The 13,399-nt window shown below is 57.6% G+C and carries 12 protein-coding genes and 2 pseudogenes; 10 read left to right on the forward strand and 4 right to left on the reverse strand.

What is annotated here, in order from left to right; all coding sequences use genetic code 11:
• Positions 1-529: 529 nt before the first annotated feature.
• The 7 genes from NKI54_RS32945 (at position 530) to NKI54_RS32975 (ending at position 8,895) form a co-directional block, all read left to right on the forward strand.
• On the forward strand, positions 530-1,672 hold the full coding sequence (locus NKI54_RS32945) for a helix-turn-helix domain-containing protein (protein WP_352693833.1): 1,143 nt from the start codon (positions 530-532) through the stop codon (positions 1,670-1,672).
• A gap of 420 nt (positions 1,673-2,092) precedes the next feature.
• Positions 2,093-3,742: a putative bifunctional diguanylate cyclase/phosphodiesterase gene (locus NKI54_RS32950; protein WP_352693835.1), complete on the forward strand. Its 1,650-nt coding sequence runs from the start codon at positions 2,093-2,095 to the stop codon at positions 3,740-3,742.
• Between the two features lie 173 nt (positions 3,743-3,915).
• On the forward strand, positions 3,916-4,437 hold the full coding sequence (locus tag NKI54_RS32955) for a ubiquinone biosynthesis methyltransferase UbiE (RefSeq protein WP_502896732.1): 522 nt from the start codon (positions 3,916-3,918) through the stop codon (positions 4,435-4,437).
• On the forward strand, positions 4,434-5,612 hold the full coding sequence (locus NKI54_RS32960; RefSeq protein WP_352693837.1) for a methyltransferase domain-containing protein: 1,179 nt from the start codon (positions 4,434-4,436) through the stop codon (positions 5,610-5,612). The genes NKI54_RS32955 and NKI54_RS32960 overlap by 4 nt, the downstream gene beginning before the upstream one ends.
• On the forward strand, positions 5,609-7,975 hold the full coding sequence (locus NKI54_RS32965; protein ID WP_352693839.1) for a SpoIIE family protein phosphatase: 2,367 nt from the start codon (positions 5,609-5,611) through the stop codon (positions 7,973-7,975). The genes NKI54_RS32960 and NKI54_RS32965 overlap by 4 nt, the downstream gene beginning before the upstream one ends.
• Before the next feature lie 2 nt (positions 7,976-7,977).
• Entirely contained in the window at positions 7,978-8,538 is a 561-nt protein-coding gene (locus NKI54_RS32970) for a slr1658 superfamily regulator (protein WP_352693841.1), read from the forward strand.
• An 18-nt stretch (positions 8,539-8,556) separates the two neighbouring features.
• Positions 8,557-8,895 (forward strand): slr1659 superfamily regulator, encoded by a 339-nt coding sequence (locus tag NKI54_RS32975; RefSeq protein ID WP_352450368.1) that lies wholly within the window; start codon positions 8,557-8,559, stop codon positions 8,893-8,895.
• 210 nt (positions 8,896-9,105) lie between these two features.
• On the opposite strand, the gene NKI54_RS36615 is transcribed toward NKI54_RS32975, so the two are convergent.
• The gene (locus NKI54_RS36615; protein WP_352852068.1) at positions 9,106-9,270 is read right to left on the reverse strand and encodes a hypothetical protein; all 165 of its coding nucleotides are present in this window, start codon (positions 9,268-9,270) and stop codon (positions 9,106-9,108) included.
• Between the two features lie 76 nt (positions 9,271-9,346).
• Positions 9,347-9,809, reverse strand: a pseudogene (locus tag NKI54_RS32985) (IS110 family transposase); the annotation flags it as partial.
• A gap of 72 nt (positions 9,810-9,881) precedes the next feature.
• Between NKI54_RS32985 and NKI54_RS32990 the strand changes: the two are divergent.
• Together NKI54_RS32990 and NKI54_RS32995 are read left to right on the forward strand one after the other, a co-directional pair.
• Positions 9,882-10,367: pseudogene (locus NKI54_RS32990) on the forward strand (SOS response-associated peptidase); the annotation flags it as partial.
• Positions 10,368-10,419: 52 nt separating this feature from the next.
• Complete coding sequence (locus tag NKI54_RS32995; RefSeq protein WP_352693844.1) at positions 10,420-10,596, forward strand: hypothetical protein; 177 nt, start codon at positions 10,420-10,422, stop codon at positions 10,594-10,596.
• 317 nt (positions 10,597-10,913) lie between these two features.
• Here NKI54_RS32995 and NKI54_RS33000 read toward each other — a convergent pair whose 3' ends face one another.
• Positions 10,914-11,438, reverse strand: a complete 525-nt coding sequence (locus NKI54_RS33000; RefSeq protein ID WP_352450366.1) for a helix-turn-helix transcriptional regulator — start codon at positions 11,436-11,438, stop codon at positions 10,914-10,916.
• 392 nt (positions 11,439-11,830) lie between these two features.
• Positions 11,831-11,962: a hypothetical protein gene (locus tag NKI54_RS33005; protein WP_352693846.1), complete on the reverse strand. Its 132-nt coding sequence runs from the start codon at positions 11,960-11,962 to the stop codon at positions 11,831-11,833.
• Between the two features lie 211 nt (positions 11,963-12,173).
• Between NKI54_RS33005 and NKI54_RS33010 the strand changes: the two genes are divergently transcribed.
• Positions 12,174-12,635 (forward strand): hypothetical protein, encoded by a 462-nt coding sequence (locus NKI54_RS33010; protein ID WP_352693848.1) that lies wholly within the window; start codon positions 12,174-12,176, stop codon positions 12,633-12,635.
• Positions 12,636-13,399 lie beyond the last annotated feature (764 nt).

The raw sequence follows: 13,399 nt of genomic DNA on the forward strand, positions 1-13,399 counted from the left end.
ACTTGGTTCCTGATTGCTCCTTTATTAATCCTAGCATAACCGCACACTCACGGGCTTTATATTGTCCGGTAATCATAAGTCTATAGTAATCCTGCCGCTTGTTTTCCGGGACGTGAAATCCGCGCCGAAATTCCGCCGCCTCTTTTGGAGTTCGAGTGCAACCGAGTTTACTGGCCGCGACCTTCAAACTCCCCAGTGAGCATCCGATTTTTGCCGAAATGTCTTTCAACGGTTCGTTGTTACAGTACCCATCAAGAATTATCTTGCGACGATCTTCGCTGTTGAGCTTTGTGTTCATTTCAGCGGTCCCCTCAACTACGCTTTCATGATGCCCGATTCTATACGCACCAGGTTGAAGAGTGTCGTTAGCTTCGCATCCAGAAACTTATCTCGGCATGCATTTCTGACTGTAATCCAGCGTGATCGCCGTTTCAGTCGCCTCGAGTCGGCCAGTCTTGCCAGATGCCTGAGGTACACCACATGATTGAGAGGGGCATGGGCATACCCGAATCGGATATGACACCACGCGATGGATGCTAAAAGGCAAGAGGAGGCGCTTGCGAGGCAGGCGCTGGAGCGTGATCGACGTCGTTGGCCGCGCGAAGCTCAACCTTACAATGAGGGTGCCCCGTCACTTGCGCCGGCGCTCGAACCTTTGCCCTTTTCAACACTCGAACTGGCGCCAGAGGATCAATTCGCCGCTTGGCAGGCCCATATGGCACCGCTCGTCGAGGTCAGGTTGCCGGATGACAAATCGCTCGACGATGGCTTTCCCGCCGACCACACGGCTTGGAACCTCGACGGCATGCTGATCGTTCAACAGCGCGCACCGGCACATAGTTATATGCGTTCTGCCGCGAAGCTTCGGTCCAGCTCGATCGATCACTGGTATATCGCCTTGCCACGTACTGGCCGGTCGTGGACGGAGGTCGATCGCCGTGTAGCGGAGAACCAGCCGGGTAAATTGGAGATCAGATCGCTTGGCTACCCGTTTCGCGGGAGGACAACGGACTCCGAAAGTCTCTTTGTCTATTTGCCGCGCGATTTGTTCGCCGATGCGGCGGCAACCCTGGACGCCAAGAACAATTCAATTCTGTCGGGCAACTTTGCCAACGTCTTGCTCGATTACGTCAACAGCATCGAAGCAAGGCTGCGCAGCCTCACGGCTGACGATCTGCCCCGCATCGTGCACGCAACACGCAGCATGATCATTGCCTGCCTCGGGCCTCCGGCGGAACAGGTTGCGGCCGCCGAACTATTGACGAGTGTCGCGCTAATGGAGCGAGCGCGTCGATACGTACACCACAATCTGGATGCGGCTCATTTGACACCGGATTCAATGTGCCGGGCGCTCGGCGTCTCGCGCTCTCGTCTCTATCAGTTGTTCGAACCAAGCGGCGGTGTTCTCCATTACATACAAAGTCGCCGCCTTCTAGCAGCCCATATTGCGCTAAGCGATCCGGCGGACAGCCGGCGCATTGTTGAAATTGCTGAAGCCTTCGGGTTTAGTTCAGCGGCTAATTTCAGCCGGGCATTCAGCAAGGAATTCGGTTACAGCCCCCGCGAAGGCCGCAGTACTGTGGTATTGCCGCGCCCCGCCCACTCTGTTTCGCATGCCGGAGGCCAGGAGGCCTCTTCCTTTGAAGGTTGGCTCAAGGCGCTCGGAAACTGATTACAGGATCGCGAAGCTGATTGGGCGGACTTAGAAGAGGGGTTGCCCGGGGCGGCGAAGGTCACGCCGCCTCATGGGCCACAATATCTTCGTGTCGCGCCTACTGCGCATTAATCACACAGCTGATTCTCACCAATTCACGGTTTGTTAACGAACTGTGACGGTTCATCGTTATCGATAATTTGCCGCCGATCACGGCGGAGCATACATGGAACTAGGCTGCGGGGGGCTCTTATTAAGAGTGCGATTTGAAAGTTTGCCAAGCTTGACAGTTATGCTATTTCTCGACTGGGGGGCGCGAGTCTGCACCGCCTATGGAGGTGGTTCTTGCCCTCAGAGGCTTCAGGCGTCGGCACGGAGAGTGAGGGGCCTTCATCGAGCGACGCTCCAAGTGTCGGCGATGGGGTTCTCGCAGACCTTTTGGCGAACACGACCGAACTTTTGTCGTTCTATGACCGTGACTTCCGCCTGACGCACTACGCGGCCAGGCTCAAAGGGTTGTACGGAGGCGCGGTAGCGCCGGGCGCCGCCATCTGGGAGATCTACCCGAGCTTTCTCGATGCGAGCCATCGCGACGAATTTCTTCGTGTGTTCCAGGGTGGCTCTCCGGCCAGCATCGACTTGCCGCGAACATCGGGCGGAGCGCACCGGTCCGTTTTTGTGTTCCCCACGGCAAATGGTGCGGGTATCATCGAATTAAGGGAGGACGGCGGGCGGAGCGCAGCCGAGGAACAAGAACATGTAGTTCTGCTCCATCAGGCGACGCACGACGTGCTGACTGGACTGCAGAATCGGCGGCGATTCGGCGAGCGGCTCCAGCAGGCAATGGCGGCCCTCGGCGGATCAAAGCCGAAAGCCGCCCTTCTGCAAATCGACCTTGACGATTTCAAAGCGGTCAACGACACGCTCGGCCATGGAGCAGGCGACACTCTTCTTCAACTCGCGGCGGGTCGTATCCGCGACTCGCTGCAGGACGGCGAATCCGCCTACCGGTATGCCGGCGATGAGTTCGCTGTCATCCAATTGGGAAAGGAGCAGCCAGCAGAGGCTGAGCGCCTTGCCGGATCTCTAGTCGACGCGTTCAAGGGCCCGTTCGTCATCAACGGCATTCCCGTGTTCGTCGGCTCGAGTATCGGAATTGCTTTCGGGCCGGAGCACGGGACCGACGGCGAACAGTTGATGAAAGCCGCTGACATTGCTCTTTACGCGGCCAAGACAGATGGACGCGGCTGCGCTCGAACATTCAACCGTTCGATGCTGCTCTTGCTCGAGCAACGCGAGAATCTGAGGCGCAGCCTTCGAACCGCGCTGGAGCGCGGCGAGCTTTATCTGGAGTATCAGCCGCTCATTCAGCCTCCCTCGTCAGTGACCGGTTTCGAAGCGCTGCTGCGGTGGCGGCACCCCGAGCTCGGAATCATTCCACCCAACGTGTTCATACCGATCGCCGAAGCCGACGGTCTGATGGACGAGATTGGACGATGGGTGCTCGAGGAAGCGTGTCGCCAGGCGTTGACGTGGCCTTCCTCGCTGACAGTCGCAGTGAACTTGTCGCCGGCTCAGTTCCTTAGCGGTTTGCTGACGGACACCGTCGCTCAGATCGTCGACGCAGTTGGGCTTGAAGCCGACAGACTTGAACTTGAGATAACCGAGAGGGTTCTACTTGAGAAGACGATCGACAACATAGACACATTAAATACGCTGAATGTCTTGGGAATTCGAATATCGCTAGACGATTTTGGAACATACTATTCATCGTTGAGCTACCTTAAAAATTTTCCCTTCGATACGTTGAAGATAGATCAGTACTTTATTGCGGACTTGGAGACCGATCTCAAAAGCCAAACGATCGTGCGATCGATCATGAATCTGGCGCACGGCCTCGGGATAAATGTCACTGCCGAGGGGGTCGAGACGCCGGCACAGGCACGGTGGCTGATCAAGGAGAATTGCGATTGCCTGCAAGGCAACTTCCTGGGAAAGCCGCTTGGAGCCGAGGCGATCAGCGGTTTCATCAGGCGGTCCCCGCTGAGGGTGGTACGCGCGATGGAGGAATCAAAACAAGCGCTCTAGCGCCTTGCGGCCTTCGTTAACGGTGAGGCGGAGATTCTAGAATGATCGAGGCAGATACCGCGCAATTCCTCGAGTGGGTGCGAGACAGACTCATCACGGGCGCGGAGAAATTTTTCATCGCGGAGGCCATCACCCCGCGAGAGCTCAATACTGATGGAACAAGTGAGATGCCGATGGGACCTATTCATCATGACCTGGCTGGCGAGCCGACTTTTGAGCCGATGATCCAGATCGACATGGAAATCAAAGCTTTTGTCTCCGCTTGGAAGCATTGCGATTATGTCTCGACATACGTGGCCCGGATGATCAGTCAAAACAGGTCAGACTCGGTCCACCATTCAAATCTCTTTTCCTCCGCCTTCAACGAATTGCTGGAAGTCGCCTTTCGTACTCGCCATGCCGACGGCGAACTGGCATGCAGGGTGTCTCGCCATGGCGCGACGGATAGGATCGAGTTGACATTTCCTTGCGTGCCGGAGGAGCGCCAATTCTACGAAGAAGCCGTGTCGCAACTTGCAGGAATAGAGGCCAGAGAGCGATACCTCAATTCGGTGTCCGGGGATCTCGCGCCGAGCCGCGAGGTCATACTCCTGGAACTGGCTGTCGACTACAACGCGACACTCTGGATCGAGGACGCGGACGGCGATGCAATCAAGCTTGTCGTGGATCTTCCGCTCGAGGGCCTGCAAAATTGAGCCCTTACGACCTTCTCCCGCGCTTCAAGGCGCAATACGACGCGAACAACCAGGAGTTCTCCATATCGGGAGTGGTCCGGCCTCAGGCGATCGATGAGCTTGGGCCCAGCATAGCATTACTTCGCGATGCGATCGGCCGTGTGCGCGGCGTTCTCTACGTCAATGTCAGGCGCCTGACGCAGATGAACAATGCGGCGTTTCACACCTTTTCGAGGATCATCATCGACGCTTGTCGCGCTCGACCCGATCTCAAATTCGTCGTCATCACGTCAAGCGTCGTCGGATGGACCTCGCGAAAATTCGGTCGCCTGAGCGGAATTGAACCGAACATCACCGTCGAGGAGTATGACACTGAATTTTATCCGGGGCAGGGTTTTCTTGAGGAAGGCGGGTTCGTACCCATCCTGCGCACTCAGACAAAGATGACTTGGCGCCACGAGCGCACAATCTTGCCGCGACACGGCATGAGGCCCGGGATCGTCATGGCCGATGTCTGTTGCGGGATCGGTGATTTCGCCGTACTCGCGCAGAAGGAGTTTCAGCCATCGCGGATCGTCGCCCTCGACCACTCCAGATCAAGCCTGAACTATGCTCGACGAGTGATGCGGGAATTCGACATCCGGGGCATCGAATATACTTATGGCGATGCGTCGGAGATGCTGCTCGACCAAGCGCAGTTCGACTTGGTCACCTGCCGACATTCCCTTCAAATCTTCAATCGACCTGAACTCATCCTCAAGGAGCTCTACCGCATCTGCAAGCCAGGCGGGCGGGTCTATATCACCAACGAGAAGAATTCGCATTGCCTCGGCGAGCCGCGCGCCGAAAGCATTCGTTGGACCTACAACGAGGTGGCGAAGCTGTTCGGGCATTTCGAGATGGATGTCGAGCTTGGGCCTAAGAGCCGGCGATACCTGATCGAAGCCGGATTCGAAGACATCCGTGTGGAGACCTTCATGGTCACTAACCTGGACGGGGATCCGCAGGACTTCGCCGATGTCATTGCGGCCTGGGCGGACGTCTATGCGGGCGAGATGGCGACCAGACGCGGCGATGGACCGGAGTTCGTCGCACGCTTCCGGCAGGGCTTCGAGGATCATATTTTCGCTGCGCTCCACCCCAAGGGTTATGCGGGTTGGCCGATCTGGGTCGCATCGGGGCGACGGCCGCAATGAAAGCCAACGATGAGCCCACACCGCGATTCGGCCTGCGCTCCTTTCGAGCGAAATTCGTATTGGTCGTTGGCGGCGCGGTATTGTTCGACCTCCTTTTAAGCGGTGGCCTGGCGCTTTGGAATGTTCAAAAGCTGTCGCGCGACGCAACATCCGAAGTCGGTGAGGGCCTGACGATCGCAAACCAGGAATACATTCGTTCCTATGCCGAATCGACAGCGTTAAGCGTCGACCTGCTGCTCGATCGAGTCCATGGGGACGTCAAGGCGTTGGCCGGCGTGCTGCAGGCCCAGATCGACGATCCAAGCAGGCAACAACAGGTCGGAGCCACGCTTTCGCAGGAGGCGCCGGGCTCCGTGAAGGTCGTCTACGACTCGCGGGGCGATTGGGCGCAGAACCTGCCGGGAGCGCCTTCCGTGGTCAGCGTCTGGGGCTACCTGCTGGGCGCCGACCACAGTCCGCTGCCAAGCGTTCAGCAGGAAATAGAAGACAGCACCGTGCTGGACCTCGTTGCGCCGACGCTCATGGCCAGCGGGTCGTCCAAGCTGCAAATGTATTATATTGGTCCAAAGGAACGGCCGATTTTCAGGACGGTGCCGTATACGGACCAGGCACAGACCTTCGACCGGCTCTACCCAGGCCACAACAAGGCAGAGTTCTGGGAGTTTTTCTTTCCGGGAATCTATGGGTCATGGCAGCAATGGGCCAGGGATCCAGCCTCACGTCCGGTCTCTGACGATATCACCCAGACAGCGCCTTACACCGATGCGATCACTGGAAAGCTAATCGTCAGCTTTTTCCACCCGCTGTGGACGCGCGATCGCACCGGTATCGCTGGTACGGCGGGAGCAGACATCACTCTCGATCAACTCGCGGAAGTCGTCGAACGTGTGAAGATCGCTGAGACCGGGTTCGGCTTTCTCACAATGTCGACTGGCAACGTCGTGGCGATCAATCCGTCAGGCCAGGCAATCATCGGCCTGACTTCATCGAGCGATGCGGGCACCCAGGGCGTCACCGGCCTGGAGAGGTCCCTGCGGGGAAGTACGCAGCCGGCTATCGCGTCGCTGCCTCTCGACCGGAACAATGACGGTGTCATTCAGCATGTCATGCTCGCCGACAAGGGCGAACGCGTACCCTACATTGTTGTCCTCAAAAGATTAAAGCCGACCAATCTGTGGAGTTCGGGACCGATCAAGTCCGAAATGATGTCGGTCGGGATCGTCGTTCCCGAACGGGAGATCTATGCATCCCTGTTCGCCGCGCAGAAGAGTATTTCCCGTGCAACCAACCGTATCCTGCTCTTTCAGATCGCCGCGATCGTCGTTTCGCTTCTGATCGTTTTTGCCGCCGTGCTCGGAATTTCGAAGCGGATCACGGCGGGCCTCAGGGCGCTTGCCAGCGCCGCCCAGCGGCTCCAGTCCAAAGACTATTCAGTCCGAGTGAGCATCCCAACGCGCGACGAAGTTGGAGCGGCAGGGGTCGCTTTCAACCGCATGGCTGAGCAGATCAGCTTTCACACGGAAAACCTCGAGCAACTCGTCGACGAACGAACCAGGGAACTTGGGGACGCAAATCAGGAGATTTCCGCACTCAACGAAAAGCTGCAGGACGAAAACGTTCGCCTTGGTGCTGAACTCGCGGTCGCCAGACAGATCCAGATGATGGTCCTGCCGAAACAATTCGAACTCGAAGCGATTCCGGGGCTGGAGATCGCGGCCTACATGCGGCCGGCCGACGAGGTCGGCGGTGACTATTATGACGTCCTGCAGAACGGGTCACGGGTCAAGATTGGCATCGGCGACGTGACCGGTCATGGTCTCGAGAGCGGCGTGCTGATGCTCATGGTCCAATCCGTTGCACGCGCGCTGCAGGAGACCAATGAGGGGGATCCGCATCAGTTTCTGGATCGGCTGAACAGAGCGATCTACAAGAACATCGAGCGGACGAACACCGGCAAGCATCTCTCGCTGGCCTTCCTTGACTTCGAGGATGAGCGGGTAACGCTATCCGGCCAGCATGAGGACGTTCTCGTCGTGCGTGCGGACGGGGACGTCGAACGCATCGACACGATGGATTTGGGTCTGCCGGTTGGCCTGGAGAATGACATCTCGAAGTTCATTGCCACGCGCGACATCCTGTTCGGCAGTGGCGACGTGATCGTGCTGCACACCGACGGTGTGACCGAGGCGGAAGACCAAGACAGAAGGCTGTTCGGGTTCGAGCGCCTCTGCCAGAGCGCACGAAAACGTCAAGGCGGGAGCGCCGAGGAAATCAAAACCGGGATCATCGAGGATCTCATGGCCCATATCGGGATCCAGAAGATCCACGACGACATCACCCTCGTGATCATAAGGCACACATAGCCATGACAACGCTGTTCGGGACCCCTGACATTGCAATCGGGATGAAGGAGAGCGTCAGTCGCGTGCGGCTGTTCGACGGACCTCTCGACTTGAGTTGGCGTCATTGTGCCACGACCTCGGACTTCATCGCCGATCTTTTCGCATTGCGCTTCCGGTCGTCCCGCAATGACTACATGGAAGTGCGGCACAGTATCGGATATCTGGTCAACGAACTCATCGAAAATGCGGTCAAGTTTCGCGCACCAGGTGAGATCTTGATCGAGGCGTCGATGGATTCGGAGTGCTTCAAGCTCAAGGTGTCGAACGACGTCGATGGTGAAGATGCCTCTAAGTTCCAAAGTCTCCTGGCAGATCTCACGGTTGGCGACCCCGTGGACCTGCTGATACAGCGAATTGAAGAGAATGCCGCCAACCCCGACATGGCAGGCTCCGGACTTGGATTGCTGACGTTGATGAGCGACTACGGCGCACGCCTGGCTTGGATATTCAGCGCCGCCGACGAAAGCGATCGGCTTTCCGTGGAGACATATGCCTCTATTCCGATCTCGCAAATTCACAACTAGAAGAAACGAAGCCCGGCTATGGAAATCAAGACAGACGACTACCGTGTGTGGACTGAAGGAAGCGAAATTTTCTTCGACGGTGCAATGCGGCTTGCCAGTTCCGAGGCCGGTGCGCCTATCTCGGCGTTGGCGACCAGTGTTCTTGCCTGTAATCCCGCTTCCATTACGCTCAATCTTAAGGATCTTCACTTTCTAAACTCTTCCGGCATCAACCTGCTCGCGAAATTTACCATCGAGGTGCGCAAGCATCCCGATGTTCGACTCGTCGTGCGTGGAACGCCAGACATACCCTGGCAATCGAAATCATTGCCGAATCTGAAGAAGCTGCACCCCGCTGTGGTGCTTTTGATGGACTGACGAAGGTCGTCCGAAATTAGCCAAAGGACGGCGTGCAAGAGCGCTGCAAGAGCGAGATATGTACGCCCGGATAAGTATTCGGATGCGAGGCTAACGACAATTTGGCCACGTGCGCAGATGCTCGCAATGGCTTGGGGGCTGGCACAGGCGGCAGGCGTCCGGGTTGGGGGGATGTCGGGCCGCCTGTGCCGATCAGCCGTCGCTGCTCAGTCAGAAGTGTGGCGTCGTGCAGTCGCGGTCCACGACCGTGAGATAGATCGTGTCGCTCGACGGCGCGGGCGACTTCGGCAGTGGCACGCGCTTGCCGGGATCAAGCAACTTCGCGAGCGTCCTCGCAAAGCCCTTGTCGAGCAGCCCCGCGACCGGCTCACGCATGTAGGCAGGAATCCGCGATGTGCGTGTCCGTACGCCGAATGCAAGCCGCGCGGCTTCGAACGCGAGATGCAGCCGCTCCGAAGTTCGGTAGCAAGCCGCGGGGATCGTTCTCAACGGCAATGGCCTTTTCCTGCAAGAGCTTGCGGGCGGTCAGCAGCGCCCGGCGCTTCTGGCTCGTCAGGGTTTTCACATGCACCGGGCGAAACAGGTTGACTCGCATCATCTGCGCATCTGCGCAATGCCGCGGGCATCATTGCGGTCGGTTTGTTCACCTGCGCCTTAAGGAAATGCCTTGGTGTGGCGGGTCTCGATGCAGATCACCGGCAGGCCGGCCCTGGCCGGCCTTCGAACAACCACTGCGACAAGGGCCCGGCTTCAAGCCCAACCCGCTCAACCCACCAGCTGGGGCTCCTTGAGCACCCGTGCCAGATCCTCCGGATGGCTCGCCACCTTTATCTCGCGGCAAATCTGGCCTGTTTCGTCGACAATGCAAATGGCGTCTCTTTCACTGACACATCCAATCCCGCATAATGATTCATGCTGCGCTCCTCCCTCTGATGCTTGTGGCTGCTCCATGCAGACCACGTTTATCATCAGGTCGAAGCGCAGCACCTTCGATCAACGCCAAGAGCGAGACCGTAAAGACCAACGGCACGTTCAAAGCCGCCTATCAGTCACGCCGCGCGCTGATGCCGATCGACGGCTTCTTTGAATGGAAGGACATCTTCCGGCACGGGCAAGAACAAACAGACCTATGCCATCGCGATGAAGTCGGCGAGCCGTTCGCCCTTGGCGGCGCTCTGGGAGGATTGGCGTGACCCCGCTACCGGCGACAACATCCGCACCTTCACTCTGCTGACCTGTGAGCCGAATCCGCTCATGGCGACGATCCACATCCGTATGCCGGTGATTCTGACGCCCGAAGACTACATGACCTGGCTGACGACCCCGACCCGGAACATCTCATGAAGCCGTTTCCAGAAGAGCTGATGACCATGTGGAAGATTTATTTTCTCTCGTTGTTACGTTGTGAGCATGCTTCTGAATCCGGTTCTTTGGCCATTATGAGGGGCACAGACAGGCAGGCAAAAGCATAATCGCAACGTGACAACCGGTGGTTCAATCTGAGGAGAGAAGATACAAAACGACATGATCGCCCTTTCCACCCAATTCGATGCCATCCGCCCGGAAAGCGGACGGATAGTCAAGGTCGTTGGCACCGACGGCACCAGCGCATTCTCGCCGAAACTTGTGCTCGTCACAGATGTCGACGGGACGCACGTCCAGGCTTTGGACTACGTCAAGAACAAGCGGCCGGGGGCATAATAGGGCAACCACAAGGCCGGTGATATCTAAGGATTCTGCGTGCGGTAGAAGGCGCAAATTACAAACACGATGCCGATGAGGCGCATCAAACCAGGGGAATATGAAGAGGCTACGAAGTAGGCGACCCCAAGCACAGCAGTAGCTATCAACCACCTGCCTGTGTGCTTGTCCGTAGACGCCATTGCGGCTTTGGTGCCTGCGAGTGACTCTCTTTTTCGAGATTCATGCTCCTGCTGCCCGCCCCGCGCCATCGCCCAACGGAAAATCAAAGCGTTTCGGGATTGGCTGTCTGCTGAGATGGATCCAAACGACGGCCCTTATGGCAAGACTGAAATGCGCCCAAGAAGAGCCACCAGTTCCGCCTGACGTTTCGTTTCGGTCTTGGCGAACAGCGAGGCAAGCTGGGAGCGGATCGTGGTGCGGCTGAGGCGCCAACTGCGGGCGATCTCCAGCGGCGCATCGCCCTGAGCCAAGCGCAACGCCAAGTGCGTCTCCGCGCTCGTCAAGCCAAACATCTTTTGCAGTGTCTGAGGATTTGGCCCCGACCTGTTCTCGCGATCCAGTAACGCCACAATGCTCGTTCCGTCAGGAGCGATAAACCCGTTCTCGTTCAATATCACCGGCCTGTCGCCGTTGCTGCGGATCACCACCCACGATAATGAGCCCGGCAGGAAATGGGCCGGAACATTCGCGAGCAGCCGCCTCAAAGCCACGGAAAGACCGCTGGCCGTATCGGCCACTTCTCCCTGGCGCTCCAGCGTGGTTTGAGCGGCTGCGTTCCATTCGAGCACTTTCCTCTCGCGGTTCAGCACGAGATAGCCGCAGCCGATGCGATCAAGCATGCCGGTTATGGATTCCAGGCTGCGTGCTCTTGGCTCCCCGACCCCTGCGCCCGATGCACGATCTGGAGGAAAAACATAAGAGGGCCGCGTCGTATGCACCTCATGGTTATACTTGGTCGTTGTCGCAATGTATCGGCTACCCGAAGCAGGATCACTATGTCTATCCATCAGAGTCATCTTATACCCCTACCCAATAAAGCTACTCGTGATCTGCAGAACGTCTTCAAGTTATAGTTCCGTCCGTAATAACCTAACTCGACATCTGATGATTACACTGTTAAGATTCCCAGAATTTGCGCCGCAATCGCGAGATTTCTTCCCGTTTGTGTTCCGGCATATGAAAGCCACGCCGAAATTCCGCCGCCTCCGTCGGGGTTCGAGTGCAACCGAGTTTACTGGGCGCTGACTCTTAAACTCGCCAGTGAGCATCCGATGTTGGTCGCAATATCTTTCAACGGTTCGCTATTAAGGTGTCCATGAAGAATTACCTTGCGACGGGCTTCGCTTTTGAGCTTTGCGTTCATTTCGGGAGCTCCTCAACTACGCGTTCACAACACGCGATTCTATACGAATCAAATTGAAGATTGTCGTTAGCTTCACATCCAGAAACGTATCTCGGAGTGCATTTTTTAAGATTTCTTCATGCCGCCAAGCTGCCGATAATATTGCTGCTCACCTGTTTCCAACACCACACAGCCCTCCCGCGAAAGGGCAAGATTAATAACGAGCGAAATGGTGAGAAAGAAAGTTGGCATAGGGGTGGTCGCCCGCCTCCTTCGGATTTATTCTTTACCCGCTCCGCGCATCGCATCATGGGACTACCCGGCCTGGCAGCCGGAATTCAAACCTGGGGAATTCACCGGCGCCCTGCGTGCCGACAATGACAACACTCGTTTCCGCGGCGGCATGCGTGCGGTGCACTGGCCGGCCAAAGAAGATCCAGCCGCAGCGCTTGCCGTGCTGCAAGAGATCCGCGACACCACCGGCCAAACGCGTACGGAAGGCGCGCAGGGTTATCTTAACCCGCGAGACGCCAATCCCGACGACGCCGAGACGCATGACGTGCCAGGCGACGAGGTGACGTCTGAAACTATGGTGGAGCCGGCACAGGATGGGCTCGACGAAGTGTGGCCGGAGGTTCTGCATCAGATACGGCCGTCAGAGCGTGACATATGCCGGGGCGTTGGGCTGGATTGAAGGGCCGCGCACGGGATGGAGCGAGCCGCTAGGCTGGGTGATGTGCTGTGCTTGCGGAATGTTGTCGCCTCCTGAAGGGCGTAGCATGAGACCGGACTTTGATGGCCATGTGGCCGAAATTGCTGGCATGCACTTCTACACAAAGCCCGGCGCTCGCAAGAAGGCCGAAGGCGGCATGCTTGTTACCTACACCGACGCTGCTGGTACGAGCAGCGGCCCGCGTATGTCACCAACAAGCCACGCGGCGGCAAGAGGCCACACAGGAGGAAAGCGGCGGCTGCGGCTTATCTGAACGCGCCGGCGGCCATACACTGTCGCCTTGCGAGCGGAAGGCTACCAGCGACCATGTCGGGCACCCCTGCGTTGATCGACATGTACACGCCGCAAGCTGGCGTCGAGAAGGCCCGGGAAGAACTGGCAAAGGCTTACGCGGCTGGCAACCTACCTCCCGTCACCAAGTGCCCTACGAAGCCGGCGAGGGGCGCCGGCTTTGTAACCGGCGCGAAACAAACCGCAAGATGCCTGCGCTGGCTTGGCAGAAACGGCCGGATTGGCTGAATTGCGGACTCAGCCGGTGTTAGCGGGGCCTACGCGTTATGAACGGGGCCCCTTCTCCTGCTGCTTTGTGCATTCCGCACTGCCTTTTATGCGACTTCGAAGCTGTAGCAGCTAAGTTAAAATGTCCGGATCTGGCAAAGTAGGAATGTCGCTCCTGCCTTGCCAATCTGCCCGCATTTGAGAGCGCGGGAGATTGCAGATTGGGA

Source organism: Mesorhizobium sp. M0663 (genome assembly GCF_040320585.1).
Classification (GTDB): Bacteria; Pseudomonadota; Alphaproteobacteria; order Rhizobiales; family Rhizobiaceae; genus Mesorhizobium.